Below are 25,240 nucleotides of genomic sequence, written 5' to 3' on the forward strand. Positions count from 1 at the left end.
GTCCCCCGTCGACCCGCCCACGCTGAGGAGCCGCACGATGTTCTACTGGTTCATGAAGCACATCGTCGCGGGCCCGCTGCTGAAGACGATCTTCCGGCCGTGGGTGGTGAACGCCGATCGCGTGCCGAAGACGGGCGGGGTGATCCTCGCCAGCAACCACCTGTCCTTCATCGACTCGGTGTTCCTCCCGCTGGTGATCGACCGCAACATGGTGTTCCTGGCCAAGAGCGACTACTTCACCGGCAAGGGCCTCAAGGGCTGGGCGACGAAGATGTTCTTCACCGCCACCGGCATGCTCCCCATCGACCGCTCGGGCGGCAAGGCCTCCGAGGCCTCGCTCAACACGGGTCTGCGGGTCCTCGCGCGCGGTGAGGCCCTCGGCATCTATCCCGAGGGCACGCGCAGCCCCGACGGCCGCATGTACCGCGGACGCACCGGCGTCGCGCGCATGGTCCTCGAGGCGCGCGTGCCCGTCATCCCCGTGGCGATGGTCGATACCGCGCGCATCATGCCGATCGGCAGCCGGCTGCCCAAGCTCGGTCGGATCGGCATCGTCTTCGGCGAGCCGCTCGACTTCAGCCGCTTCGAGGGCATGGAGGGCGACCGCTTCATCCTCCGCTCCATCACGGACGAGATCATGTACGAGCTCCTCGCCCTCAGCGGCCAGGAGTACCTCGACGTCTATGCGACCTCGGTCAAGGAGAAGCGCGCCGCGCTCGTCCGCTGACCGCCCGCTGTGCGCGGGACGCCGCCTCTCCGGAGGCTTCCCGCGAGGCGATATGCTCGTCAACCGCTGCCGTCCGTCCGGGCGGCACCCGCTCGCGCGCCGCTCGGCGCCCGTCAGAACCAGGAACCCCCGTGGTCATCGATCCGAACGAACCGTACGTCCTCGCCGCCCCCTCCGTGGTCGCCGGCCTGGACTATTGGCGTGAGCTCGAGATCAAGCAGCAGCCGCAGTGGCCGGACGCGGACGCGGTGAGCGCCGCCTCGGCCGAGATCGCGGCGCTGCCGCCCCTCGTCTTCGCGGGCGAGGTCGACCAGCTGCGCGAGCGCCTCGGCGCCGCCGCGCGCGGCGAGGCCTTCCTGCTGCAGGGCGGCGACTGCGCCGAGACCTTCGCGGGAGCCACCGCCGACCAGATCCGCAACCGCGTCAAGACGGTCCTGCAGATGGCGGTCGTCCTGACCTACGGCGCGAGCATGCCCGTCATCAAGATGGGCCGCATGGCGGGCCAGTTCGCCAAGCCCCGCTCGAGTGATCTCGAGACCCGCGGCGACGTCACCCTGCCGGCCTACCGCGGCGACATCGTGAACGGCTACGACTTCACCCCGGAGTCGCGCACCGCCGATCCCCGCCGCATCGTGCAGGGGTACCACACGGCCGCCTCGACGCTGAACCTCATCCGCGCCTTTACGCAGGGCGGCTTCGCCGACCTGCGCCTCGTGCACTACTGGAACAAGGGCTTCACCGAGAACCCGCAGAACCAGCGCTACGAGCAGCTCGCCCGCGAGATCGACCGCGCGGTCAAGTTCATGGTGGCGTGCGGCGCCGACTTCGAGGGGATGAAGCGCACGGAGTTCTACACGGGTCACGAGGGCCTGCTGATGGACTACGAGCGCCCCATGACGCGCATCGACTCGCGCACCGGCACGCCGTACAACACGTCGAGCCACTTCATCTGGATCGGCGAGCGCACCCGCGAGCTCGACGGGGCCCACGTCGACTTCCTGTCGCGCGTGCGCAACCCGATCGGCGTGAAGCTCGGTCCGTCGACGAGCCCCGAGACGATGCTCGAGCTGATCGACAAGCTCGACCCCGACCGCGAGCCCGGCCGTCTCACCTTCATCACCCGCATGGGCGCCGGGAAGATCCGCGACGCCCTGCCGCCGCTGCTCGAGGCGGTCAAGTCGAGCGACGCGCTGCCCCTCTGGGTCACCGACCCCATGCACGGCAACGGGCTGACCACGCCGACCGGCTACAAGACCCGTCGCTTCGACGACGTGGTCGACGAGGTCAAGGGCTTCTTCGAGGCGCACCGCGCCGCGGGGACGCACCCGGGCGGCATCCACGTCGAGCTCACCGGCGACGACGTCACCGAGTGCCTCGGCGGCTCGGAGCAGATCGACGAGGCCACCCTCGCGACCCGCTACGAGTCGGTCTGCGACCCCCGCCTCAACCACATGCAGTCCCTGGAGCTCGCCTTCCTGGTCGCCGAGGAGCTCCGCCAGCGCTGACGCGCAGGAGGGGGCACTCCGGCGCCCCCTCCCGCGCGCTCGGCTCCGCGCCACCTCCGTGCGGTCGCCTCCACCGCCGCCTGCGGCACACCTCGTCACGACCGTCCCTTGTGCGGTCGCCACCGCCGCTTGCGGCACATCCCGTCACGACCAGCCCTGCTGGTCGAGTAACCGCGGAGCGGCGTATCGAGACCCACCCTCTCCAGAGGCCTCCGATCTCGATACGCCCTCTGCGAGGGCTACTCGATCAGCAGGTGCTGGTCGAGCATCCGCGTGGCGTCGCATCGGGACTTCCACTTCGACACCCCCCGATCTCGATACGCCCTCTCCGAGGGCTACTCGATTAACAGAAGGCGGTCCGCCGTTCGTGCTCGCCGGACCCCGCTCGACCCCGCTGAGGCCAGGATCACCCGGATCGCCGTGCCCCTCGAGGCGAACGGGTGAATCGCGTGTCAGCGATTCGCCCTAGCCGTTCGCGACCCGCTCCCTGGAAGGCGCCCATCCCGCGAAGCCGACCGCGGCGATGGCGGCGGGGACGCCATCCCAGGATCAGAGGCGAACGGGCGAATCGCGTGTCAGCGATTCGCTCTAGCCGTTCGGGACCCGCTCCCTGGAACGCGCCCATCCCGCGAAGCCGACCGCGGCGATGGCGGCGGGGACGCCATCGCAGAGGACTACGTCGTGATGGTGATCGACAGCTGGATGGAGGTGCCCCGCTGCACGGGCTCACCGGCGGGGTCGGACTGCGCCGTCACCTTGGTGATCTCGTTCGGAGCGGCGTCGATGAGCGCGCCGAGGGTCGAGAGGGAGTAGCTCCACGTCAGGTCGACGGCGTCGAGGGCGGCCTTCGCCTCGTCGCGGGTCATGCCCACGACGTTCGGCACGGCGACCGGCTCCGGCCCCTTCGAGACGACGACCGAGATCGTCCCGCCCGTGGTCGCCGGCGCCTCGGGGTTCGCCTGGATCAGCACGACCCCCGCGGGGACGGTATCGCTCCAGTCGTCGCCGCTGCGGTCGAGTGCGAGTCCGGCTGCCTTGGCGGCGGCGGTGGCCTCGTCGACGCTCAGGCCGACCACGTTCGGGATCGCGCCCAGGCTGACGGTCATCGCGATCGTCGACTGCTCGGACAGGGTGGCGGGGAGCTCCGCGCCGTCGGGGAGCGACGCCGAGATCACCCGTCCGGCCTCGACGTCCGAGTCGAAGACGCGCGTGGTCTCGCCGACGACGAAGGGCGCGCCGGTGATCGCGGCCGTCGCCTCCTCCTCGGTCAGACCGGCGAGGGCGGGGACTTCGAGCTGCCGGGGACCGCTGGAGACGACGAGCGTCACGACCGAGTCCTTGTGGATCGCCTCGTCCGGCGCCGGATCGGAGCTCATCACCGTGCCGGCCGGGACCGAGAGATCGGACGCCTGCTCCTGCTCGGCGCGCAGCCCGCTGGACTCGATCAGTGCTGTGGCCTCCTCCTGCGGGAGCCCGACGACGCTCGGGATGGTGCGCAGCGCGCCCGGTCCCTCGCCGAACCAGTAGGCGGTCCCTCCGCCGATCAGGGCCAGCAGGATCACGGCGACGAGCAGCACGAGGCCGCGACGGCGGCGGACCCTCCGCTTCGAGGCGAGCCGTGCCACGGCGGTCTCGTCGTCGCCGTCGAGCTCCTCCTCGTCGGCCGCGCCGTCGAAGACGGCGGTCTGCCCGGGGGTCGCGGGGTCGAACAGCGCGGCCGTCGCCGGAGCCGTCTCGGGCAGCGGGGTGACGGCCTGCGTGTCCGCCACGCGCCGGTCGGTCGGCGTGATGCCCATGAGGCGCTCGGCCTCGAGCAGCTGCGCGAGCATCACTCCGGCATCGCGGGGGCGCATGTCCGGGTCGCGCTCCGTCGCCCACAGCACGAGCTCGTCGAGGGAGCTGGGGACGGAGGGGACCTTGGCGCTCGGATACGGGACGGAGTCGTTCGCGTGCTGGTAGGCGATCTGCATCGGCTGCTCGCCCGTGAAGGGCTGCTCGCCGGTGAGCATCTCGTAGATCATGATGCCGATGGCGTAGATGTCGCTGCGGGTGTCGGCGGTGCCGCGGGTGACGAGCTCGGGGGAGAGGTAGGCGATCGTCCCCAGCAGCGCCTGCCCCGACGCGGTGTTCGCGGAGGCGGCCCGGGCGAGGCCGAAATCGCCGATCTTGATGCGGCCGTCGTCGGCGAGCAGCACGTTCTCGGGCTTGAGGTCGCGGTGCAGGATCCCCGCTCGGTGCGCGGCGGCGAGCCCGGACAGGACCGAGTGCATGATGTCGACGACCTGCTGGGCCGTCAGTCTTCCGCGCTCCTTCAGGAGGTCGCGGAGGGTGATCCCGGGCAGGTACTCCATGACGAGGTACGCCATGTCCGAGTCCTGGCCCTGATCGAAGACGCTCACGACGTTCGGGTGCGCCAATCGGGCGGCGGATCGCGCCTCCTGGACGAAGCGGTTCTTGAAGGTGGCGTCGTCCGACAGGTGCCCGTGCATCACCTTGATGGCCACGCGGCGCTCGAGGCGCTGGTCGGTGGCGAGGTAGACCGTCGCCATGCCTCCGCGCGCGATCCTCGAGCGCACCTCGTACCGGCCGTCGACGAGACGGCCGAGGAGGGGGTCGAGCTGGCTGGTGGTCACGCGACGAGTCTAGGCAAGACCGTTCGGCGATCCCGTGTGCAACGCGGGAGCGGCCCCGGACCTCGCCGGGACGGGTGGCTTGGAGGCGCCGCACAGCCGTGGCAGTCTTGACCGGTGACCGACTCGTCCGCTCCCGCCCCCTCGACCGCCTCCGAGATCGAGTGGCTGACCGTCCCCGATCTCGTCGAGATCACCGGCCTCTCCGTCAGCCGTGTGCGCCGCCTCCTCGAGGAGCGCCATCTGCTCGGGACCCGACGCGACGGCAAGCTCGTCGTGCCGTCCCTCTTCCTCCGCGACGGGGAGCCGATGACCGAGATCCGCGGCACGGCGATCCTGCTCTCCGACTCCGGCTTCTCGGACGACGAGGCGGTCGAGTGGCTGCTCTCGGAGGACGATGCGCTGGGCACGAGCCCCGTGCTCGCCCTGCGCGCCGGTCGCAAGGCCGAGGTCCGCCGCGTCGCCCAGGCCCTGGCCTGATCGCGTCCGGCTGACGCGCCCGGCCGCGAGCGGAGGCCGAGCCGCCTAGGCGGTCCGGACGCTGACGCGGTCCGCCAGCTCGCGCAGCTCCGCCACGCCCTCCGGCCGCAGCGGGGAGTCCGGCAGCACGGCCAGGGCCGACTCGACGTCGCGCTCGATGCGCTCCTCGAGCCGGTCGAGGGCCCCGCTCCCGGCCACGATCTCCTGGGCGAGCGCGATGTCCTCGGCGCTCGCGTCGCTGCGCCCGACGACGGCGTCGAGCTCTGCACGGGCGGAGTCGGACGAGCCGGCGCGAGCGAGGCCCAGAAGCACGGTGCGCTTGCCCTCGCGGAGGTCGTCCCCCGCGGGCTTGCCGGTCAGTGCGGGGTCGCCGAAGACGCCGAGGACGTCGTCCCTCAGCTGGAACGCGATGCCCAGGGGGAGGCCGAAGCGGCGCAGCGCGTCGATCTGGGAATCGTCGCCCCCCGCCAGCGAGCCGCCGATCGCGAGGGGCGCCTCGATGCTGTACTTCGCGCTCTTGTAGACGACGACCCGCTCGGCGCGCGCGAGGTGCTCGTCCTCCGCGTGCCCGGCCCAGGCGCTCTCCTCGAGGATGTCGAGGTACTGGCCCAGCGTCACCTCGGTGCGCATCAGGTTGAACTCCGCCCGGGCCCGCGCCGCGCTCGGCCGGTCCTCCAGCGCCCATTCGGCGTCCGCGAAGATCTCGTCGGACCAGACCAGCAGCAGATCGCCGAGCAGGATCGCGGAGGAGCGGCCGAACTCGTCCCCGGAGCCCGACCACCCGCCGTCGGCGTGCATCGTTGCGAAGCGACGGTGCGCCGCCGGCGCCCCTCGCCGGGTGTCGGAGTTGTCGATCACGTCGTCGTGGACGAGGGCCGCTGCGTGGAACAGCTCGAGTCCCGCTCCGACCCGCGCGACCGGGTCCGAACCGCTCGGATGGGCCTCGCTGGAGACGGCGGAGACGGCCGTCCAGCCCGCCTCGCAGAAGCGCGCGCGGAACCGCTTGCCCCCGCTGAGAAAGTCCCGCGAAAGGTCGCCAAGGGCGGAGACGTCCTCTCCTATGGAGCGCAGAATTGGCGTGCGCCCGGCGAGGAATCCCTCGATTCGGAACTGGACGCGGTCGACCAGACGAGTGCTGTTGTTCACCCGACCAGCCTATGCATCCGGGGCGTCTAGCGCCTGTGCCGGGCTCGGTCTACACTGAAGCGCCACCCGCCCGGTCGAGCACACCGTGCCGCCAACCTGACGCCGCTCCGAAGAGGAACGGCGTCGCACCCTTGAAGGGGTCAAGATGCCGCTTTCGGAACACGAGCAACGGCTCCTCGACGAGATGGAGCGCAACCTCTATCAGAACGACGCCGATTTCGTGGCGGCCGTCAGCAAGGGGCGTGGCGGCACCAACTACCGGGCCCTGGTGCTCGGCATCCTCCTCTCCCTGGTCGGCCTCGGAGTCCTCGTGACCGGCGTCATCGTCGCCCAGCCGCTCGTCGGCGTCGGCGGATTCGCGATCATGCTCGCGGGCGTGGTCGTCGCCATGCGCCCCGCGCCGGGCGGCGCCGAGGAGCCCGGTCTCCCCACCGTCGGCCGCACCTCCAAGCCTCGCTCCTCGGGCAGCCGGCCGGGCTCGTCCTTCATGGACCGCTTGAACGACCGATGGGACAACCGCGGCGACGGTCGCAGCTGACCGCCGCTCCATTCCACCCACAGGGTCGATCCTCACGGATCGGCCCTTTTTTCATGCCCGCGGTCCCTCCGGGAGTGCACGCCTCCTCCACTCCGCACCACCCAGGGGGCCGATCCCTCGGATCGGCCCCTTCTCGCTGCCCGCTGACCGCCGGGGGAGCGGAATGTCCCTCCACTCCGCTCCACGCGTGTCCTCGCTCGGAAACACGCGGATGACCGGGGGGAATCCCGACGAGGCGGCCGGCCTCGAGGGTTGTGGGTGGGGCGAAGTGGAGTACTGTGGAGGACACACCATCCTTGGCCGGAAGAAGTGGGGGGCAGTCCGTTGTTCCTCGGCACCTATTCCCCCAAGCTCGACGAGAAGGGCCGCGTGATCCTCCCCGCCAAGTTCCGCGACGAGCTCTCCTCCGGAGTCGTCGTCACGCGCGGCCAGGAGCGGTGCCTCTACGTCTTCAGCCAGAGCGAGTTCGAGACGATGCACGAGAAGATCCGTCAGGCGCCGGTCACGAGCAAGCAGGCCCGCGACTTCCTCCGCGTCTTCCTCTCGGGAGCGAGTGCCGAGACCCCGGACAAGCAGAACCGGGTCACACTGCCCGCGCCGTTGCGCGCCTACGCGGGTCTGGACCGCGACCTCACCGTCATCGGAGCGGGCAACCGCGCCGAGATCTGGGCGCAGGACGCCTGGGACGCGTACCTGACCGAGCAGGAGTCCGTCTTCTCCGACACCCAGGAGGAGGTGATCCCCGGACTGTTCTAGCTCCTGCCGCGCGACTCCCAGCCACTCGGCGCCCGGACGCACCTTCCCCGGTGTCCGGTCGCGAGATGGATGGGGATCGGGCAGCAGGAACAGGACGGCGGGACCGCCATGACAGACGACTCCGAGAAGAAGCAGGTGCGCCCGACCGAGGAGCGCCACCTCCCGGTGCTCCTCGAGCGCTGCGTCGAGCTCCTCGCTCCGGCGATCGAGCGCGACGGCGCCGTGCTGGTCGACGCGACGCTCGGCATGGGCGGCCACTCCCTGGCCCTGCTCGAGCGCTTCCCCGGGCTCCACCTCGTCGGCCTCGACCGCGATCCCGAGGCGCTCGAGCTCGCCGGCGAGCGGCTCTCGGCCCACTCCTCCCGCATCGACCTGGTGCACGCCGTCTACGATGAGCTGCCCGACGTGCTCGACGAGCTCGGGATCGACGAGATCGACGGCGCGCTGTTCGACCTCGGCGTCTCCTCGCTGCAGCTGGACGAGACCGAGCGCGGCTTCTCCTACTCCAAGGACGCTCCGCTGGACATGCGGATGGACGCGACCGCGCCCCTGACCGCGGCGAGCATCCTCGCCGAGTACGACGAGGGCGCGCTGCGCCGCATCTTCCACGAGTACGGCGAGGAGCGCCTCGCCCAGCGCTACGCGAAGCGCATCGTCGAGGCGCGACGTGACGCGCCGATCGAGCGCTCCGGCCGGCTGGTCGAGATCATCCAGGCGGCGACCCCGGTCGCGATCCAGCGCAACGGCCACCCGGCCAAGCGGGTCTTCCAGGCCCTGCGCATCGAGGTCAACCAGGAGCTCTCCGTGCTGGAGCGCGCGATCCCCGCCGCGCTCGACCGCGTCGCCGTCGGCGGTCGGATCGTCGTCGAGGCCTACCAGTCGCTCGAGGACCGCATCGTCAAGCGCGCGCTGCAGGCCGCGTCGTCCTCGACCGCTCCCGCGGGGCTCCCCCTGGAGCTCCCCGAGCACCGACCCGAGTTCCGCCTCGTCATCCGGGGCGCCGAACTCGCCTCCGACGAGGAGAAGACCCGCAACCCCCGAGCAACACCCGTGCGTCTGCGCGCGGCCGAGAGGATCAGGAGGACCGCGTGAGCGCCACCGCCGTCATCGACCCCGCCGTCATCGAGCCCGCCCGCACCGCGAGGCCCGACGAGCAGTCGCCCCGCCCGCGCATCGAGGCGGTTCCGACCACCGCCGGCGCGCCGCGGCCCAAACTCGTCTACGGGATCGTCGCCGTCGCCGGCCTCTTCGCGATCATCGTGATCCAGCTCCTCGTGAGCGTCGGGCTCTCGCAGGGGGCGTACCAGATCGCCGCGCTGCAGACCGAGCAGAAGACGCTCACCCGCAGCAACGCCGAGAAGCAGGACGCGGTGGACACGCTGAGCTCGCCGCAGAACCTCGCGACCGCGGCGCAGGGGCTGGGCATGGTGGCGAACACCGCTCCCGTGTACCTCCGCCTGTCCGACGGAGCGGTGCTGGGCGATCCCGCCTCGGCCGCTGCGAGCGAGGTCGGCACGGCCGGTGCCGCGGCGCTCGTCCCCAACGCGCTGATCCTCCCGGCCGGCGCCACCGCGACTCCGGCCGACGCGAGCGCGTCCTCCGCGGCCGGAGCGACCTCGGCCGTACCGTTGCAGGGCGAGCTCCCCGCGCCCCAGACGCACTGACGCCTGCCCGGCCGCACGGCCCGCCTCCCGCTACGACACGACCGACGGCGGCGATCCCGCCAGGACGAAGAAGGACACCGCAGCAGTGAGACAGAACCGCTCGAGCAGACGCCGCACCGCCGTCACCTTCGTCGTCATCGCCGCGGTCGTGGGACTGTTCATCGGCAAGCTGGTCGACATCCAGATCGTGCGGGCCAACGAGCTGACGGACGCCGCGGCGCTCAGCCAGTCCAGCAGCAGCGTCACCTACGGCACGCGCGGATCGATCGTCGACCGCTCGGGAGCCGTCCTCGCCGACACGACGACCCGGTACCGGCTCACGACGTCCCCCCGCAACGTGGGGGAGTTCCTCCGCGAGATGCCCGACGGCCAGGACGTCGTCGTGAGCGTCGACCAGGCCGCGTCCGAGATCGGCGCGATCACCGGCCAGAGCGTCGAGCAGATCAGGACTCTCGTCGACGCCGCGCTCGCGAAGGACGCGAAGGCCAACTACCTGATCCTCTCCGAGGGGCTCGACCTCGAGGCGTACCAGAAGCTGCTCGCGCTCGACATCCCGTGGACCTTCTTCGAGACCCAGCAGGGCCGCACGTACCCCAACGGAGCCGTCGCCGGGAACCTGATCGGCTACGTGGGCGCGGACGGCGCCGCTCAGGAGGGCGTCGAGTACACCGAGAACGCGTGCCTCGCCGGGAAGAACGGCTCCGAGAGCTTCGAGCGCAGCGCCGACTTCGTCCGGATCCCCGGCAGCACCGTCGCCGAGACCCCCGCGGTGGACGGCGGGCAGGTGCAGCTGACGATCGACTCCGACCTGCAGTACTACGCGCAGCAGGTGCTGTCGCAGCGCGTCGCCGAGGTCGGCGGCAGCTACGGCATCGTCGTTGTGCAGGAGGTCGAGACGGGCAAGCTGCTCACCGTCGCCGAGACCCCCACGGTTGATCCCAACGACGTCTCGGCGAGTGCTCCGGCCGACCGCGGATCGCGCGCCTTCCAGAGCCCGTTCGAGCCCGGATCGACGTTCAAGCCGATGACCGCGGCGATGCTGATCGACAAGGGGCTCGCGACGCCGACGACCCACGTGGTCACTCCGGACACGTTCGAGAAGAACGGCGTCTCCTTCAGCGACGACTTCGCGCACACGCCGACGAACTACACGCTGACGGGGATCCTCAAGGACTCGTCGAACGTCGGCATCGCGACGATCGGCTCGAAGCTCTCGGCGCAGGACCGCTACGACTACATGCTGAAGTTCGGACTCGACGCGCCGACCGCGGTCGGGTACCCCGGCGAGTCCGGCGGACTGCTGAGCGACTACCAGGACTGGGACGGCCAGACGAACTACACCACCATGTTCGGCCAGGGAGTGTCCGCCACCGCGATCCAGGTCGCCGGCATCTACCAGACGCTGGGCAACGGCGGGGTGCGCCTGCCGGCGCAGCTCGTCGCCGGATGCACGACCGCCGACGGCTCCGTCATCGACGTCCCCGACACCACCGGAACCCAGGTCGTCTCCGCCGGTGCGGCGCAGGACGTCGTCGACATGCTGCAGACCCACTACACCGACGGCTGGCTGGCCGACTACATCCACGTGGACGGCTACAACATCGCGACGAAGACCGGAACGGCCCAGCAGCCGGACGGCGACGGAGGGTACTCCTCCAGCTACACCGTCTCGCTCGCCGGGCTCGCTCCGGCGGAGGACCCGAAGTACGTCGTGACGGTCACCATCGCCGATCCGGTTAAGATGAACACGTCCCAGGCGACCGCCCCCGTCTTCCAGCAGGTCATGACCCAGGTGCTGAAGACGAACCGGGTGGAGCCGTCGACGGTCCCCGCCGTGAACTACCCCACGACGTGGTGATCGCACCACCACGAGAGAAAGAGCGGGCCTTGCACGTCACTCGCCCGCAGTCCTCCCTCCGACCGGAGCACCCGGTCCCGCGGTCGCTGTCGCAGCTCGTGGCCGAGTTCTCGCTCGGCACGGTCCCCGGAGTCGACGGGGTCGAGGTCAGCGGGGTCACGCTCGACTCCCGGCAGGTCGAGGCGGGCGACCTCTACGTCGGCATCGCGGGCCGCAAGGTGCACGGCGCGGCCTTCGCCGCCGACGCCGCCGCGTCCGGAGCCGTCGCGGTGCTCACCGACCCCGAGGGCGCCGAGGCCGCGTCGGCGAGCGGCCTCCCCGTCCTCGTGACGCCCGATCCCCGCGCAGCGCTCGGCGACGTCGCGTCCTGGATCCACCGCACCCGCGAGGACGTGCCGACGCTCTTCGGAGTCACGGGCACGAACGGCAAGACCAGCGTCGTCTACCTGCTCGACGCCCTGCTCCGGCGCCTCGGCGTCGTCTCGGGCCTCAGCTCCACCGCGGAGCGCCGCATGGGCGACGTCGCGGTCGCGAGCTCGCTGACCACGCCCGAGGCGACCGAGCTGCACGGCCTCCTCGCGCGGATGCGCGAGTCGGCCGTCCGCGCCGTCTCGATCGAGGTCTCGGCCCAGGCGCTGACCCGCCACCGCATCGACGGCGTCGTCTTCGACGTGGTGGGCTTCACGAACCTCAGCCACGACCACCTCGACGACTACACCGACATGGCGCAGTACTTCGAGGCGAAGGCCGATCTGTTCCAGCCCGATCGGGCCCGGCGCGGCGTCGTCACCGTCGACAGCGCCTGGGGCCGCGAGCTCGCCGAGCGCTCGCGGATCCCGATCGCGACGCTCGCGAGCTCGCCCGTCGTGGGCGAGGCTCCCGCCGTGCCGGCCGACTGGGCGATGACCGTCCTCGAGAGCACCGCCGACCGCACCGTCTTCCGCCTGGACGGGCCGGACCACCGCTCGGTCGAGGTCGCCGTCCCGCTCATCGGCTGGTACATGGCGGCGAACGCCGCGCTCGCGATCGTGATGCTCGTCGAGTCCGGCTTCGATCTCGAGGCCATCGCGCACGTCCTCGAGGACGGCCGCCTCGACGTGTACATCCCCGGTCGCGCCGAGCGCGTCTCGGGGGACCGCGGCCCCCGGGTCTACGTGGACTACGGGCACACGCCGGACGCGTTCCAGAACGCGCTCGAGGCGCTGCGGGCGCTGACGCCGGGCCGCCTCGTCATGGTCTTCGGCGCCGACGGCGACCGCGACACGACGAAGCGCGCCGACATGGGCGCCATCGCCGCCCGGCTGGCCGACGTCGTCGTCGTCACCGATTTCCACCCGCGCTGGGAGGACCCGGCCGCGATCCGCGCCGTGCTCGTCGGCGCGGCGCGGCAGGCGGCACCCGACAGGGAGATCCACGAGATCCCCGATCCGCGCGCCGCCGTGCGCGCCGCCCTCGCGCTCGCGCGCGAGGGGGATTCGATCCTCTACGCCGGACCCGGCCACGAGGACTACCAGGAGGTTGCAGGAGTGCACATGCCGTATTCGGCCAGGGACGACGTCCGTCAGGCTCTGCGCGAGGCGGGCTGGCTCTAGATGATCGCTCTCACCCTGACCGAGGTCGCCGAGGCCGTCTCCGGACGCCTCCACCTCGCCGGCCCCTCCTCGACCGCCGTGACAGTGGTCGACGGCGCCACCGAGACCGACTCCCGCGAGATCCGCCCGGGCGGCATCTTCGTCGCCAAGCGCGGCGAGCACACCGACGGGCACCTGTTCGCGCCGGCGGCCGTCGAGAACGGCGCGGCCCTCCTGATCGTCGAGCGCCCGCTCGACCTCGACGTGCCGCAGGTGCTGGTCGACGACTCCGTCCAGGCGCTCGGCGCCCTCGCGACCGAGGTCGTCCGGCGCGTCCGGGCGCTCGGCGGTCTGACCGTCCTGGGCGTGACCGGCTCCAACGGCAAGACGACGACCAAGAACCTCCTCCGGACGATCCTCGAGCGCGTCGGCGAGACCGTCGCCCCCCGCGGATCGTTCAACAACGAGGTCGGCGCACCGATCACGATGCTCCAGGTGTCGGAGTCGACGCGCTTCCTCGTCGCCGAGATGGGCGCGAGCGCCGTCGGCGAGATCCGCCGTCTCGTGCGCATGGCGAAGCCCGACGTGGGGGTCGTCCTCGCGGTGGGCCTGGCGCACGCCGGCGAGTTCGGCGGCATCGAGCGGACCCTCGAGGCCAAGACCGAGATGGTGGCGGACCTCACGTCCGACGACGTCGCCGTGCTGAACTGCGACGACGGCCGCGTGGCGACCATGGCCGGCCGCACCGCGGCCCGCGTGCTGTGGTTCGGCCGGGGCGAGCGCGCCGATGTGCGCGCCATCGATGTCGAGCCCTCCGCCGAGGGCACCCGCTTCACCATCGAGGTGCGCGCGGGAGAGGGACGCGAGGCGGGGCGCGCCGAGATGCTCCTCAGGGTCCTCGGCGAGCACCACGTGATGAACGCACTGGCCGCCACGGCCGCCGCCCTCTCGGTCGGCGTCCCGTTGACCGCGATCGTCGAGGCGCTCTCGACCGTCACCCTCGCGGAGCGCTGGCGGATGCAGGTGCTCGGCGGTCAGGACGTCGTCGTCGTCAACGACGCCTACAACGCGAGCCCCGACTCCACCGCCGCGGCGCTGCGCACCCTCGCCCAGATCGCGAAGCCGGGAGGCCGCACCGTCGCGGTCCTCGGCGAGATGAGCGAGCTGGGGGAGTGGGCCGACGAGGAGCACGACCGCGTCGGCCTGCAGGCCGTGCGGCTGAACGTGTCGCAGATCGTCGTCGTCGGCGCCCGCGCGCGGCGCATCCACGTGGCCGCCGAGCGCGAGGGCTCGTGGAGCGGCGAGTCCGTCTTCGTCGACACGGCCGACGACGCATACGCGTTCCTCGACGATTATCTGCAGACCGGCGACACCGTCCTGGTGAAGTCCTCGAACTCGGCGGGGCTTCGATTCCTCGGCGACCGACTGGGGGAGCGACACCGATGAGAGCACTCCTGATGGCGGGCGCCTTCTCCGGCGCCTTCACGCTCCTGCTGACACCCCTGTTCATCCGGCTCTTCCACCGGCTGCAGTGGGGTCAGTTCATCCGCGAGGACGGGCCGAAGTCCCACCACGTGAAGCACGGCACCGCCACGATGGGCGGCATCGTCATCATCATCGCGACGGTGGCGGGCTACTTCCTCGGCATGCTGTTCGGCAACCGCGCCGTGGCTCCCTCGGCTCTCCTCGTGCTGTTCATGATGGTCGGACTGGGCTTCGTCGGATTCATCGACGACTTCCTCAAGACGCGCAATCAGCGCAGCCTCGGCCTGGGCGGCTGGGCGAAGATCGCGGGACAGGTGATCGTCGCCGCGGCCTTCGCCGTGATCGCCATCCTGGTGCGCGACCAGAACGGTCTGACGCCCGCGTCGACGTCGATCTCGTTCATCCGCGACCTGCCGTTCGACTTCGCCGCCCTCGGCTGGATCGGCATCGGGCTCTTCGTGCTCTGGATCTGCGTGATCGTCACCAGCACCTCGAACGGCGTCAACGTGGCCGACGGTCTCGACGGCCTCGCCACGGGGTCCTCGATCCTCGCGATCGGGTCGTACGTGATCATCGGCTTCTGGCAGTCGAACCAGTGGTGCTACGACGCCCAGCTGAACCCCGAGGTGGCCGACAAGTGCTACCAGGTCAGCGATCCGTTCGACCTGGCGATCATCGCCGCGGCGATCTCGGGCGCGCTCGTCGGGTTCCTCTGGTGGAACACCTCGCCGGCGCAGATCTTCATGGGCGACACCGGCTCGCTCGGCCTCGGCGGCGCCCTCGCCGCCCTCGCGATCCTGACCCGCACCGAGCTGCTCGTCATCCTCATCGGCGGCCTCTTCGTCATCGTCACCGGCTCGGTGATCGTGCAGCGGATCTACTTCAAGCTGACCCGGGGCAAGCGCATCTTCTTGATGAGCCCGCTCCACCACCACTTCGAGCTCAAGGGGTGGGCCGAGATCACCGTCGTGGTCCGCTTCTGGATCATCGCGGGCATCTTCGTGGCCGCCGGTGTCGGGCTCTTCTACCTCGAATGGCTCTCCCTGGCATGATCGATCCCGCACGCGCCGAACGGCTCGACTCCCTCCGCAGCTGGAACTCGGACTGGCGCGGGCTCCGCGTCGCGGTCCTGGGGCTCGGGGTGACCGGCTTCTCCGTCGCCGACACCCTGACCGAGCTCGGCTCCGACGTCCTGGTCCTCGCCGACCGGGCCGACGAGGAGCGCGAGCGCCTGCTCGAGGTGATCGGAGCGCGGCTGCACCGCGCGGACGGCCTCGACACCGTGCCGGACGAGCTGATCGACTTCGACCCCGAGCTCGTCATCGTGTCGCCGGGCTTCCGGCCGACGCACCCGATCGTCGAGTGGACGCTCGCGAGGGGCACGGGCCTCTGGGGCGACGTCGAGCTCGCCTGGCGCGTGCGCGACAAGGTCGTCCGCGCGGACGGGACCCCGGCGGACTGGGTGCTCGTGACCGGAACGAACGGCAAGACGACGACCGTGCAGCTGACCGCGACCATGCTGGTCGCCGGCGGCCTCCGCGCCGCTCCGTGCGGCAACATCGGGATCCCGGTCCTCGACGCGGTGCGCGATCCGCAGGGCTTCGACGTCCTGGTGGTCGAGCTCTCGAGCTACCAGCTGCACTACCTCAGCGCGATCGAGCCGATCGCGTCCACCTGCCTCAACATCGCCGAGGACCACCTCGACTGGCACGGCACGTTCGAGGCTTACCGCGACGCCAAGGCCAAGGTCTACGCCAACACGCGGGTCGCCTGCGTCTACAACCGAGCCGACGCGGCCACCGAGCAGATGGTGCTCGACGCCGAGGTCGTCGAGGGGGCCCGGGCGATCGGCTTCGGTCTGGGAGTCCCCGGACCGAGCGACTTCGGCATCGTCGACGGGATCCTCTGCGACCGGGCGTTCCTCGAGGACCGGCGCACCAGCGCGATCGAGATCGCGACCGTCGACGAGCTGGCCGCGCGCCACCTCGCGGCGCCGCACATCGTGCAGAACGTCCTCGCGGCCGCCGCGCTGTCCCGCGCCTGCGGCATCGAGCCCGGCGCCGTCCGCCGCGCGCTCGCGGTCTTCGAGCTCGACGCCCACCGCATCCAGGTCGTGGCCGAGCGGTCGGGAGTCACCTGGATCGACGACTCCAAGGCCACCAACCCGCACGCGGCCGATGCGTCGCTGCGCGCCTACCCGTCGGTGGTCTGGCTGGTCGGCGGTCTGCTCAAGGGCGTCGACCTGGACGCCCTCGTGGCCTCGCACACGACGCGCCTGCGTGGTGCCGTGGTCATCGGAGTCGACCGCATCGCGGTCCTCGAGGCATTCCGACGACACGCCCCCGAACTCCCCGTGACGGAGGTGGTCCCGGATGACACTGGGTCGGTGATGCAGGCGGCCGTCGAGGCCGCAGCGGGCCTCGCCCGCACCGGCGACGTCGTCCTGCTCGCACCCGCTGCAGCATCCATGGACCAGTTCCGCGACTACGCGGAGCGGGGCCGATCGTTCGCTGCGGCCGTCGAGACGTATCTGGGAGGAGAGGCCGATGACCGCTCCGACGACGAGCCGGACGCCGGGCCGCTCGCGCACTGACGCCGGGAAGCCGAAGGACAGGGAGCGGACCGGTGCGCGCACTGCGCGCATCGTCCTCTCGAAGGTCTTCGCCTCCGAATCGCCGAACTTCTACCTCCTGTTCGGCACCACCCTCTTCCTCGTCCTCTTCGGGCTGACGATGGTGCTGTCCTCGTCGTCGGTGACGTCGTTCCGCTCGAGCTCCGACTCGTTCGGCGGATTCCTCCGGCAGGGCATCTTCGCCGTGCTCGGCGTGCCGCTCATGCTCCTCGTCTCCCGCTTCCCGATCGCGCTGTGGAAGCGCGTGACGTGGCCGATGCTCATCGTCGGCTGCATCCTGCAGATGCTGGTGCTCTTCACGCCCCTGGGATACGCGGTCGGCGGCAACAAGAACTGGCTCTACCTCGGCGGTTTCACCATGCAGCCCTCCGAGGTGCTCAAGCTCGCCCTCGTGCTCTGGCTGGGCCTCGTCCTCGAGAGGCGGCTGCGGTACAAGCAGGACTGGCAGCACGCGCTCATCCCGGTGCTCCCCATCGGCGGCTTCGCCCTGTTCCTCGTGCTGCTCGGCGGCGACCTCGGAACCGTGATGATCATGGCGGGGGTCCTGCTGGCGGCGCTGTTCTACTCCAATGTGCGGCTGCGGATCATCCTGCCGATCGTCCTGATCGGGGCGGTCGTCGCGGTGCTCTTCGCGATCTCGACCGAGAACCGCCGGACCCGCATCTTCTCCTTCCTCACCGACTGCTCGGGCCCCGGGCAGTACGAGACCTCCTGCTGGCAGCCGCTGCACGGCACCTGGGCGATGGCCTCCGGCGGCGTCTTCGGCGTGGGCCTCGGCAACTCGAAGGCGAAGTGGTCGTGGCTGCCGGCCGCCGACAACGACTACATCTTCGCGATCATCGGCGAGGAGCTCGGTCTCATCGGGGCGATCGTCGTGCTGGCGCTGTTCGTCGTCCTCTCGGTGGCCTTCTTCCGCATCATCCACGCGGCGACCGACCCGTTCGTGCGCGTCACGACGGCGGCCGTCATGGTCTGGCTCATCGGCCAGGCCTTCGTCAACATCGGCGTGGTCCTCGGGGTCCTGCCGGTCCTCGGCGTCCCCCTGCCGCTCATCTCCTCCGGAGGCACCGCCCTGCTCAGCTCCCTGCTCGCCATCGGTGTCGTCCTCTCGTTCGCGAGGACCCAGACCGCGGGCCTGCCGCACCTCGGCTCCGCTCGCCGCACCGGGAAGGTCGAGGCGAAGTGACCCGCTACCTTCTTGCCGGCGGCGGCACCGCCGGGCACGTGAATCCGCTGCTCGCGACCGCCGACGAGATCCGGGCCCGCGACTCGCACGACGAGGTCCTCGTGCTCGGCACCGCGGAGGGGCTCGAGGCGCGCCTCGTTCCGTTGCGCGGCTACGAGCTGTCCGTGGTCCCGCGACTGCCGTTCCCGCGTCGGCCGAACGCCGCGGCGCTGCGCTTCCCTGGAGCCTTCCGCGCGGCGCTCGACGGCGTGGTGCGCACGATCCGCGAGCGCGGGATCGACGCGGTGGTGGGGTTCGGCGGGTACGCGTCCGCTCCCGCGTACCTCGCGGCCCGGCGAGCCGGAGTGCCCTACGTCGTGCACGAGGCGAACGCCCGCCCCGGCCTCGCCAACCGCCTCGGTGCCCGCGGGACGCGCTTCGTCGGAGTCGCCTTCGAGGGCACCCCGCTGCCGCACGCGACGACGGTCGGCATGCCGCTGCGCCGCGAGATCGCCGATCTCGACCGCGCAGCCCGACGCCACGACGGCGTCGCCGCGTTCGGGCTCGACCCGGCCCGGCCCATCCTGCTCGTGACGGGCGGCTCCCTCGGTGCTCGGCGGATCAACGCGACCGTGTACGCCGCGGCCGCGTCGGTCCTCGCGACGGGCTTCCAGATCCTGCACATCACCGGCGACCGCTCCGAGATCACCGACCCCGGCCTCGACGGCTACCACCTGATCCCCTACTGCGACCGGATGGATCTCGCGCTCTCGGTCGCGGACCTCGCGGTCTCGCGCGCCGGCGCCGCCACGGTGAGCGAGCTCAGCGCGCTGGGACTCCCCGCCGTCTACATCCCGTACCCGGTGGGCAACGGCGAGCAGCGCTTCAACGCCCGCGGCGTCGTGGACGCCGGGGGCGCGGTGCTCGTCGAGGACGCGGCCTTCCTCCCCGCCTGGGTGGAGGGTGAGCTCGTGCCCCTCCTCGAGGACGCGGAGCGCCGCGACGGGATGGGCCGTCGCGCCGCGACGGTCGGCGTCCGCGACGGTGCCGAGCGCCTCGTCGACCTCATCGGATCGGCGCTCCGCGCGCCCCGCTGACCCTCCTCCGCCGGGCTCCGAGGAGCCCTCCCGCACACCGTCTACACTGATCCGGCGCCCTGCCCGCGGCCCTCGACCCGGGTGCCACCGAGACGCCGAAGACCCGAAAGCGAGACCTCCGTGATCAAGCCCGACCTCGGCATCACCGTCCCCGACGAGCTCGGATCGGTGCACTTCATCGGCATCGGCGGATCGGGCATGAGCGGCATCGCGCGCCTGTTCCACCACGCAGGCCACCGCGTCACCGGCTCGGACGTGCGCGAGTCGCACCCGATCGAGCAGTTGCGCGCGCTCGGCATCCCCGTCGCGATCGGACACGACGCGGCGAACCTCGGCGATGCCGAGGCGGTCGTCGTCACCTCGGCGCTCTGGCCCGAGAACCCCGAGTACGTCCTCGCCCAGGAACGGGGGATCCCCGTGCTGCACCGCTCGCAGGCGCTCGCCTGGCTCGTCCGCGGCCACCGCCTCGTCGCGGTCGCCGGCGCGCACGGCAAGACGACGTCGACCGGCATGATCGTCACGGGCCTGCTGGGTCTGGACGCCGATCCGAGCTTCGTCAACGGCGGCATCATCGAGAGCCTCGGCACCTCGTCGGCGGCGGGCTCGGGTGACCTGTTCGTCGTCGAGGCGGACGAGTCGGACGGGAGCTTCCTGCTCTACGACACCGCCGTCACACTGATCACGAACGTCGACCCGGACCACCTCGACCACTACGGCTCGCTGCAGGCCTTCGAGGACGCGTTCGTCACGTTCGCCTCGAACGCCGGCGAGCTCGTCGTCATCTCCTCGGACGACCCGGGCGCCGTGAAGGTCTCGGAGAAGCTCGAGGGCAAGCGGGTCCTCACCTTCGGCGAGGCCGAGGGAGCGGACGTGCGCGTCGTCGACCTCGAGCTCGTGGGTCCCGTCGGCTTCACCGTGGAGTTCGAGGGGCGTCGCTACTCCGCGCGGCTGCGCATCCCCGGCCGCCACAACGCCGTGAACGCGGCGGGCGCGTTCGCCGTGCTCGTGGGGCTCGGCTTCGATCCCGCCGCGTCGCTCGAGGCGGTCTCGGCCTTCGGAGGGACCGAGCGCCGGTTCGAGCTGCACGGCTCGGTCCGCGGCGTCAGCGTCTACGACGACTACGCGCACCACCCCACCGAGGTGGCGGCGGCTCTCTCGGCCGCCCGCACCGTCGTGGGGGAGGGTCGCATCATCGCCGTGCACCAGCCGCACCTGTACAGCCGCACCCGCCTCTTCGCGAAGGAGTTCGCCGAGACCCTCGAGCGCTACGCCGACGAGACGATCGTGCTCGACGTCTACGGCGCCCGCGAGGATCCGGAGCCGGGAGTGACCGGCGAGCTGGTCAGCGGCAAGTTCGCCGACGCCTCGCGCGTCTCGTTCGTCCCGGACTGGCAGGAGGCCGCCGAGCGGACCGCTCTGATCGCCCGTGAGGGCGACTTCGTCATCACCCTCGGCTGCGGCGACGTCTACCGGATCATCCCGCAGGTGCTCGACTCGCTCCGCACCGGCGAGGACGCCGCGGTCGCCCGATGATCACGACGCCCTCCCCGGCGCCCCGGGGGCGACGGGCGTGAAGCGGCCGGAGGGGGTCCGCCGGCCGGCGCCCGTCCGCTCGGAGCCCCGCGAGACGACGTCCGCACCGGAGTCGAGCGGCGAGCCGACCGAGCCGATCCGCATCGTCGCCGCGCCGGTCGCCGCGCGGACCCCGCGTCCCGAGGCCCGTCCGCAGAAGGAGTCCGGGGGCTCGGGGGACGAGTCCGCCGTGCCCGTCGTCGCACCGGAGGCGCGGCATCCCGCGGCGGCGCGACCATCGGGTCGGCCCGCCGCTCTCTTGAGCCGTCTGCGCGTGCCGGCGTCGGAGCAGCGCGCCGTGGCGCGGGCCGCCCGCGAGCGGCGGCGGTTCGAGCGCGGAGAGGTGCGGCGCTTCACCAGGCGGGCCCGGCGACGGCGCCTCACGGCCCTCGCGATCGCGGGCTCGCTCGTGCTGCTGGCGATCGTCGTTGCCGTCGCCGCGTACTCGCCGCTCATGGCGGTGCGGACGATCGAGATCTCGGGCACGTCCCGCGTCGATCCGACCGCGCTCCAGGAGTCGCTGTCCGACCAGCTCGGCGTGCCGCTGACCCTCGTGGACCGCGAGGCGGTCGGCGAGGTGCTCGGCGCCTACCCCCTCATCCAGAGCTACTCCCTGCAGACGCGGCCCCCGAGCACCCTCGCCGTGTCGATCGTCGAGCGCACCCCCGTCGGCGTCCTGCAGAACGGGACCCGCTTCGATCTCGTCGACTCGGCGGGCGTCGTGATCGAGACCGCCGATGCGGCGCAGGCCGGGTACCCCGCGCTGACCACGCCGTCGGGAGGCGCGACCGGCTCGGCGTTCCACTCCCTCGCCCGCGTCCTGCTCACCCTCCCCGCGGGCCTCGACGGGCAGGTGACCGCGGCGACGGCCACGACGGGAGACGACGTGACCCTGACCCTCTCCAACGGCGCCGTCGTGATGTGGGGAGGCCCGGACCGCTCGGCTCTGAAGGCCGTGGTCCTCGAGAAGCTGATGGCCGCGACCGACCCGGCGACAGTGACGTCGTACGATGTCTCGTCGCCCGCCGCGGCGGTCGTCGCCCGGCGCTGAGGCCCCCCTCGCACCGATCCGCCGGGCGGTTTGCCGAATGCGGGCGTGTCTGTCGCGAGGGGGAGCGGACTCCGCCTACCGTCGAACCCACAACCCCAAATGCATACTCAGCATAACTTTAAGCCTCAACTACAGGTTTAAGGTTCAGCCCGGAGGCCGGACACGTGACTTCAAACCAGAACTACCTCGCCGTGATCAAGGTCGTCGGCATCGGCGGCGGCGGCGTCAACGCCGTCAACCGCATGATCGAGCTCGGCCTCCGCGGAGTCGAGTTCATCGCCATCAACACGGACGCGCAGGCCCTGCTCCTCAGCGACGCCGACGTCAAGCTCGACGTGGGTCGCGAGCTCACCCGCGGACTCGGTGCGGGCGCCGACCCCGAAGTCGGCCGCCGCGCCGCCGAGGACCACGCGGAGGAGATCGAGGAGGTGCTCGCGGGCGCCGACATGGTCTTCGTCACGGCGGGCGAGGGCGGCGGAACCGGCACCGGCGGTGCGCCCGTCGTGGCGCGGATCGCCAAGTCGATCGGAGCCCTGACCATCGGCGTCGTCACGAAGCCCTTCGGCTTCGAGGGCCGTCGCCGCCAGACGCAGGCCGAGGCCGGTGTTGCGACGCTCAAGAACGAGGTCGACACCCTCATCGTCGTCCCCAACGACCGCCTCCTCGAGATCAGCGACCGCGGCATCTCGATGCTCGAAGCCTTCGCGACCGCCGACCAGGTCCTCCTCGCGGGTGTCCAGGGCATCACCGACCTCATCACCACCCCGGGTCTGATCAACCTCGACTTCGCCGACGTCAAGTCGGTCATGCAGGGCGCGGGATCCGCGCTCATGGGCATCGGGTCCTCGCGCGGTGCGGACCGCGCCATCAAGGCGGCGGAGCTCGCCGTGGCGTCCCCGCTGCTCGAGGCCAGCATCGACGGCGCGCACGGCGTGCTGCTCTCGATCCAGGGCGGCTCGAACCTCGGCATCTTCGAGATCAACGACGCGGCCCGACTGGTCCAGGAGGCGGTGCACGCCGAGGCCAACATCATCTTCGGCGCGGTCATCGACGACACCCTCGGCGACGAGGTGCGCGTCACGGTCATCGCGGCCGGCTTCGACGGAGGCGAGCCGGGAGGCCAGGCCCCTGCGGCCATCGCTCAGCCCCGCGCACAGCAGAGCGCGCCGGCGGAGTCGACCTCGGAGCCCGCTCCGGTCGCCGCCGCCGCTCCCGCCGCCGGGTCGATCTGGTCGAGCACCCCGGTCGCCGCCCCCGCCCCGGTCGCCGACCCGTCGTTCGACGACGACGACAGCGACCTGGACATCCCCGACTTCCTCAAGTAGTCGCCGTGTCCGATCCCGAGCTGGCGGAGCGCTGGTCCTCGGTGTCCGAGCGGGTCGCCGACGCGGCCCGCTCGGCCGGTCGCGACCCCGGTGAGATCACCACCATCGTGGTGACCAAGTTCCATCCGGTGCGGCTCGTCCGCGACCTCCTCGATCTGGGCGTCGTCGACTTCGGCGAGAACCGGCACCAGGAGGCGCAGGAGAAGGCGGCCGAACTCACGGGCACCCCCGCGCGCTGGCACTTCATCGGGCAGCTGCAGAGCAAGAAGGCGCGGCAGGCCCGCCGCTACGCCTCGTCGGTCCACTCCGTCGACCGTCTCGCGCTGGTCCCGTTACTGGACGCGGGGGAGGACCCGCTCGACGTCTTCCTCCAGGTCAATCTGACCGACGATCCCGAGCGCGGAGGAGCGGTGCCCGACGACGTCGAGCCGCTCGCCGGGGCCCTCTCCGCCGCCCCGCATCTCGTCCTCAAGGGCGTGATGGCGGTCGCTCCGCTCGGCGAGGACCCGCGCTCCGCCTTCGCCCGGCTGCGCGGCCTGTCCGAGCGCGTCCGCGCCGTCGATCCGTCCGCCACCGCCGTGTCGGCGGGCATGTCGAACGACTTCGCCGAGGCGATCGCGGAGGGCGCGACACACCTGCGAATCGGGTCGGCAATCACCGGCAATCGACCCGCCCGCACGTAACCTCGTCGTGACCCACTAGTGGGAGCAGACACGACACGGAGGACACAGATGGCCAACCCGCTGAAGAAGACGATGGTCTACCTCGGACTCGCCGATGAAGAGGTCGAGTACGAGCGTGCCGACACCGTCGAGGCGGCTCCGACCACGGCGCACCGCGCCCCGGTCTCCCCGGTCCAGCCGGTCCCCCCGGTCGAGCCGACCCCGCAGCAGCCCCGCGCGACGGTCACCCCGCTCCGCAAGCCCACCCCCCAGACCCCGAAGGCGACGGCCCACGCCGAGATGAACGAGATCCTCACCGTCCACCCGAAGCAGTACCGCGACGCGCAGGTCATCGCGGAGAACTTCCGCGACGGCATCCCCGTGATCATCAACCTCTCGCAGATGAGCGACGCGGACGCCCGCCGTCTCATCGACTTCGCGAGCGGTCTCTCCCAGGGCCTGTACGGCCGGATCGAGCGCGTGACGAGCAAGGTCTTCCTGCTCTCGCCGTCGCACATCACGGTCGCCGGCGATTCGGCCTCCGCCGAGAGCGACGCCGACGCGTCGTTCTTCGCGAAGTCCTGACTCCAGGGAGCCCTGGCCCGCGGTGAACTCCGTCCTCTCGCTCCTCGGGAGCGTTCTCTACTTCGTCCTGCTCCTGTACTTCTTCGCCATGTGGGCGAGGTTCGTGCTCGACCTGGTCCGGGTCATCCGACGCGACTGGCGCCCCCGCGGAGCCGGTCTCGTCGCCGCGGAGACCGTCTACACGGTCACCGATCCGCCGATCGCGTTCTTCCGCAGGCTCATCAAGCCCGTGTCGATCGGCCCCATCGCGCTCGACTTCGGCTGGAGCCTCACCATGCTCTGCGTCATCGTCGGCATGTACATCGCGACCTGGCTCCAGGCCGCCTGACGCCCTCGGCGGATCCGCCCCTGCGGCGGATCCACCGTTCGCGCATCCTGAGCGGTGCCTGGATCAGCGCTGGTCCCTGTATCGTTGGCGGCGACCGGACGTTCTCCGCGGTGCTCGCACTGCGCCGCGTTCACGAAGTTGCTAGCTTTAGTCGAACGTTGATAAACGTGTACCTACTTGAAATCGAAGGTGGAAAGCCATGGCGCTCACTCCCGAAGATGTTGTCAATAAGCGGTTCCAGCCGACCAAGTTCCGCGAGGGCTACGACCAGGACGAGGTCGACGACTTCCTCGACGAGGTCGTCGTCGAGCTGCGTCGCCTGAACCAGGAGAACGAGGAGCTGCGCCAGAGCCTCGCCTCCGGCGGTTCCGACGCCCCGCGCGACGCGGCCCCCCGTGAGGCCGCTCCGGCCCCCGTCGTCGACGAGACGCCCGCTCCCGAGCCGGAGCCCGAGCCCGAGCCC

The 25,240-nt window shown here is 71.2% G+C and carries 23 protein-coding genes; 21 read left to right on the forward strand and 2 right to left on the reverse strand.

The genetic code is table 11. The features are described from left to right. Positions 1 to 37: 37 nt before the first annotated feature. Positions 38 to 727, forward strand: coding sequence for a lysophospholipid acyltransferase family protein (locus tag NB037_RS12335; RefSeq protein ID WP_251946203.1), 690 nt, complete (start codon positions 38 to 40; stop codon positions 725 to 727). 176 nt (positions 728 to 903) lie between these two features. Next, positions 904 to 2,232, forward strand: a complete 1,329-nt coding sequence (locus tag NB037_RS12340; RefSeq protein ID WP_251946205.1) for a class II 3-deoxy-7-phosphoheptulonate synthase — start codon at positions 904 to 906, stop codon at positions 2,230 to 2,232. 674 nt (positions 2,233 to 2,906) lie between these two features. Here NB037_RS12340 and pknB read toward each other — a convergent pair. Further along, positions 2,907 to 4,865, reverse strand: coding sequence for a Stk1 family PASTA domain-containing Ser/Thr kinase (gene pknB, locus NB037_RS12345; protein WP_251946166.1), 1,959 nt, complete (start codon positions 4,863 to 4,865; stop codon positions 2,907 to 2,909). Positions 4,866 to 4,979: 114 nt separating this feature from the next. Here pknB and NB037_RS12350 point away from each other — a divergent pair, with 114 nt between their 5' ends. Continuing rightward, positions 4,980 to 5,342 (forward strand): Rv2175c family DNA-binding protein, encoded by a 363-nt coding sequence (locus NB037_RS12350; protein WP_251946168.1) that lies wholly within the window; start codon positions 4,980 to 4,982, stop codon positions 5,340 to 5,342. A 45-nt stretch (positions 5,343 to 5,387) separates the two neighbouring features. Here NB037_RS12350 and NB037_RS12355 read toward each other — a convergent pair whose 3' ends face one another. Further along, complete coding sequence (locus NB037_RS12355) at positions 5,388 to 6,488, reverse strand: polyprenyl synthetase family protein (protein ID WP_251946170.1); 1,101 nt, start codon at positions 6,486 to 6,488, stop codon at positions 5,388 to 5,390. A gap of 145 nt (positions 6,489 to 6,633) precedes the next feature. Here NB037_RS12355 and NB037_RS12360 point away from each other — a divergent pair, with 145 nt between their 5' ends. From NB037_RS12360 to NB037_RS12445, 18 genes are all read left to right on the forward strand, one after another. Continuing rightward, the gene (locus NB037_RS12360) at positions 6,634 to 7,026 is read left to right on the forward strand and encodes an SCO2097 family morphological protein (RefSeq protein WP_251946172.1); all 393 of its coding nucleotides are present in this window, start codon (positions 6,634 to 6,636) and stop codon (positions 7,024 to 7,026) included. Between the two features lie 324 nt (positions 7,027 to 7,350). Then, positions 7,351 to 7,782, forward strand: coding sequence for a division/cell wall cluster transcriptional repressor MraZ (gene mraZ, locus NB037_RS12365; protein ID WP_055794943.1), 432 nt, complete (start codon positions 7,351 to 7,353; stop codon positions 7,780 to 7,782). Positions 7,783 to 7,890: 108 nt separating this feature from the next. Further along, positions 7,891 to 8,874 carry a 16S rRNA (cytosine(1402)-N(4))-methyltransferase RsmH gene (gene rsmH, locus NB037_RS12370; protein ID WP_251946174.1) on the forward strand — a complete coding sequence of 328 codons (984 nt, stop codon included), beginning with the start codon at positions 7,891 to 7,893 and terminating at the stop codon, positions 8,872 to 8,874. Then, positions 8,871 to 9,446 carry a cell division protein FtsL gene (gene ftsL / locus NB037_RS12375; RefSeq protein WP_251946176.1) on the forward strand — a complete coding sequence of 192 codons (576 nt, stop codon included), beginning with the start codon at positions 8,871 to 8,873 and terminating at the stop codon, positions 9,444 to 9,446. The genes rsmH and ftsL overlap by 4 nt, the downstream gene beginning before the upstream one ends. Positions 9,447 to 9,531: 85 nt before the next feature. After that, a complete protein-coding gene (locus NB037_RS12380) occupies positions 9,532 to 11,304 on the forward strand; it encodes a peptidoglycan D,D-transpeptidase FtsI family protein (protein WP_251946178.1) in 1,773 nt (590 codons plus the stop codon). A gap of 29 nt (positions 11,305 to 11,333) precedes the next feature. Continuing rightward, a complete protein-coding gene (locus NB037_RS12385; RefSeq protein ID WP_251946179.1) occupies positions 11,334 to 12,896 on the forward strand; it encodes a Mur ligase family protein in 1,563 nt (520 codons plus the stop codon). Further along, positions 12,897 to 14,321 (forward strand): UDP-N-acetylmuramoyl-tripeptide--D-alanyl-D-alanine ligase, encoded by a 1,425-nt coding sequence (locus tag NB037_RS12390; RefSeq protein WP_251946181.1) that lies wholly within the window; start codon positions 12,897 to 12,899, stop codon positions 14,319 to 14,321. Further along, the gene (mraY, locus tag NB037_RS12395; RefSeq protein WP_251946183.1) at positions 14,318 to 15,412 is read left to right on the forward strand and encodes a phospho-N-acetylmuramoyl-pentapeptide-transferase; all 1,095 of its coding nucleotides are present in this window, start codon (positions 14,318 to 14,320) and stop codon (positions 15,410 to 15,412) included. The genes NB037_RS12390 and mraY overlap by 4 nt, the downstream gene beginning before the upstream one ends. Further along, positions 15,409 to 16,953 carry a UDP-N-acetylmuramoyl-L-alanine--D-glutamate ligase gene (gene murD, locus NB037_RS12400; protein WP_251946184.1) on the forward strand — a complete coding sequence of 515 codons (1,545 nt, stop codon included), beginning with the start codon at positions 15,409 to 15,411 and terminating at the stop codon, positions 16,951 to 16,953. The genes mraY and murD overlap by 4 nt, the downstream gene beginning before the upstream one ends. Then, a complete protein-coding gene (ftsW, locus tag NB037_RS12405; protein ID WP_251946186.1) occupies positions 16,907 to 18,178 on the forward strand; it encodes a putative lipid II flippase FtsW in 1,272 nt (423 codons plus the stop codon). Before murD ends, ftsW begins: the two co-directional genes overlap by 47 nt. Next, on the forward strand, positions 18,175 to 19,254 hold the full coding sequence (locus tag NB037_RS12410; RefSeq protein ID WP_251946188.1) for a UDP-N-acetylglucosamine--N-acetylmuramyl-(pentapeptide) pyrophosphoryl-undecaprenol N-acetylglucosamine transferase: 1,080 nt from the start codon (positions 18,175 to 18,177) through the stop codon (positions 19,252 to 19,254). Before ftsW ends, NB037_RS12410 begins: the two co-directional genes overlap by 4 nt. A 120-nt stretch (positions 19,255 to 19,374) precedes the next feature. Next, positions 19,375 to 20,787, forward strand: a complete 1,413-nt coding sequence (gene murC, locus NB037_RS12415; RefSeq protein ID WP_251946190.1) for a UDP-N-acetylmuramate--L-alanine ligase — start codon at positions 19,375 to 19,377, stop codon at positions 20,785 to 20,787. Positions 20,788 to 20,824: 37 nt separating this feature from the next. After that, entirely contained in the window at positions 20,825 to 21,877 is a 1,053-nt protein-coding gene (locus tag NB037_RS19920) for a cell division protein FtsQ/DivIB (protein ID WP_251946192.1), read from the forward strand. 164 nt (positions 21,878 to 22,041) lie between these two features. Then, positions 22,042 to 23,202, forward strand: coding sequence for a cell division protein FtsZ (gene ftsZ, locus NB037_RS12425; protein WP_251946194.1), 1,161 nt, complete (start codon positions 22,042 to 22,044; stop codon positions 23,200 to 23,202). A 5-nt stretch (positions 23,203 to 23,207) separates the two neighbouring features. Further along, positions 23,208 to 23,885, forward strand: a complete 678-nt coding sequence (locus NB037_RS12430) for a YggS family pyridoxal phosphate-dependent enzyme (RefSeq protein WP_251946196.1) — start codon at positions 23,208 to 23,210, stop codon at positions 23,883 to 23,885. A gap of 48 nt (positions 23,886 to 23,933) precedes the next feature. Further along, entirely contained in the window at positions 23,934 to 24,449 is a 516-nt protein-coding gene (locus NB037_RS12435; protein ID WP_251946198.1) for a cell division protein SepF, read from the forward strand. Positions 24,450 to 24,471: 22 nt separating this feature from the next. After that, on the forward strand, positions 24,472 to 24,777 hold the full coding sequence (locus NB037_RS12440) for a YggT family protein (RefSeq protein WP_307786137.1): 306 nt from the start codon (positions 24,472 to 24,474) through the stop codon (positions 24,775 to 24,777). Positions 24,778 to 24,976: 199 nt separating this feature from the next. After that, positions 24,977 to 25,240: DivIVA domain-containing protein (locus NB037_RS12445; protein ID WP_251946201.1), on the forward strand; the 264-nt coding region annotated here is incomplete at its 3' end.

Source organism: Rathayibacter rubneri, from assembly GCF_023743255.1.
Lineage (GTDB): Bacteria > Actinomycetota > Actinomycetes > Actinomycetales > Microbacteriaceae > Rathayibacter > Rathayibacter rubneri.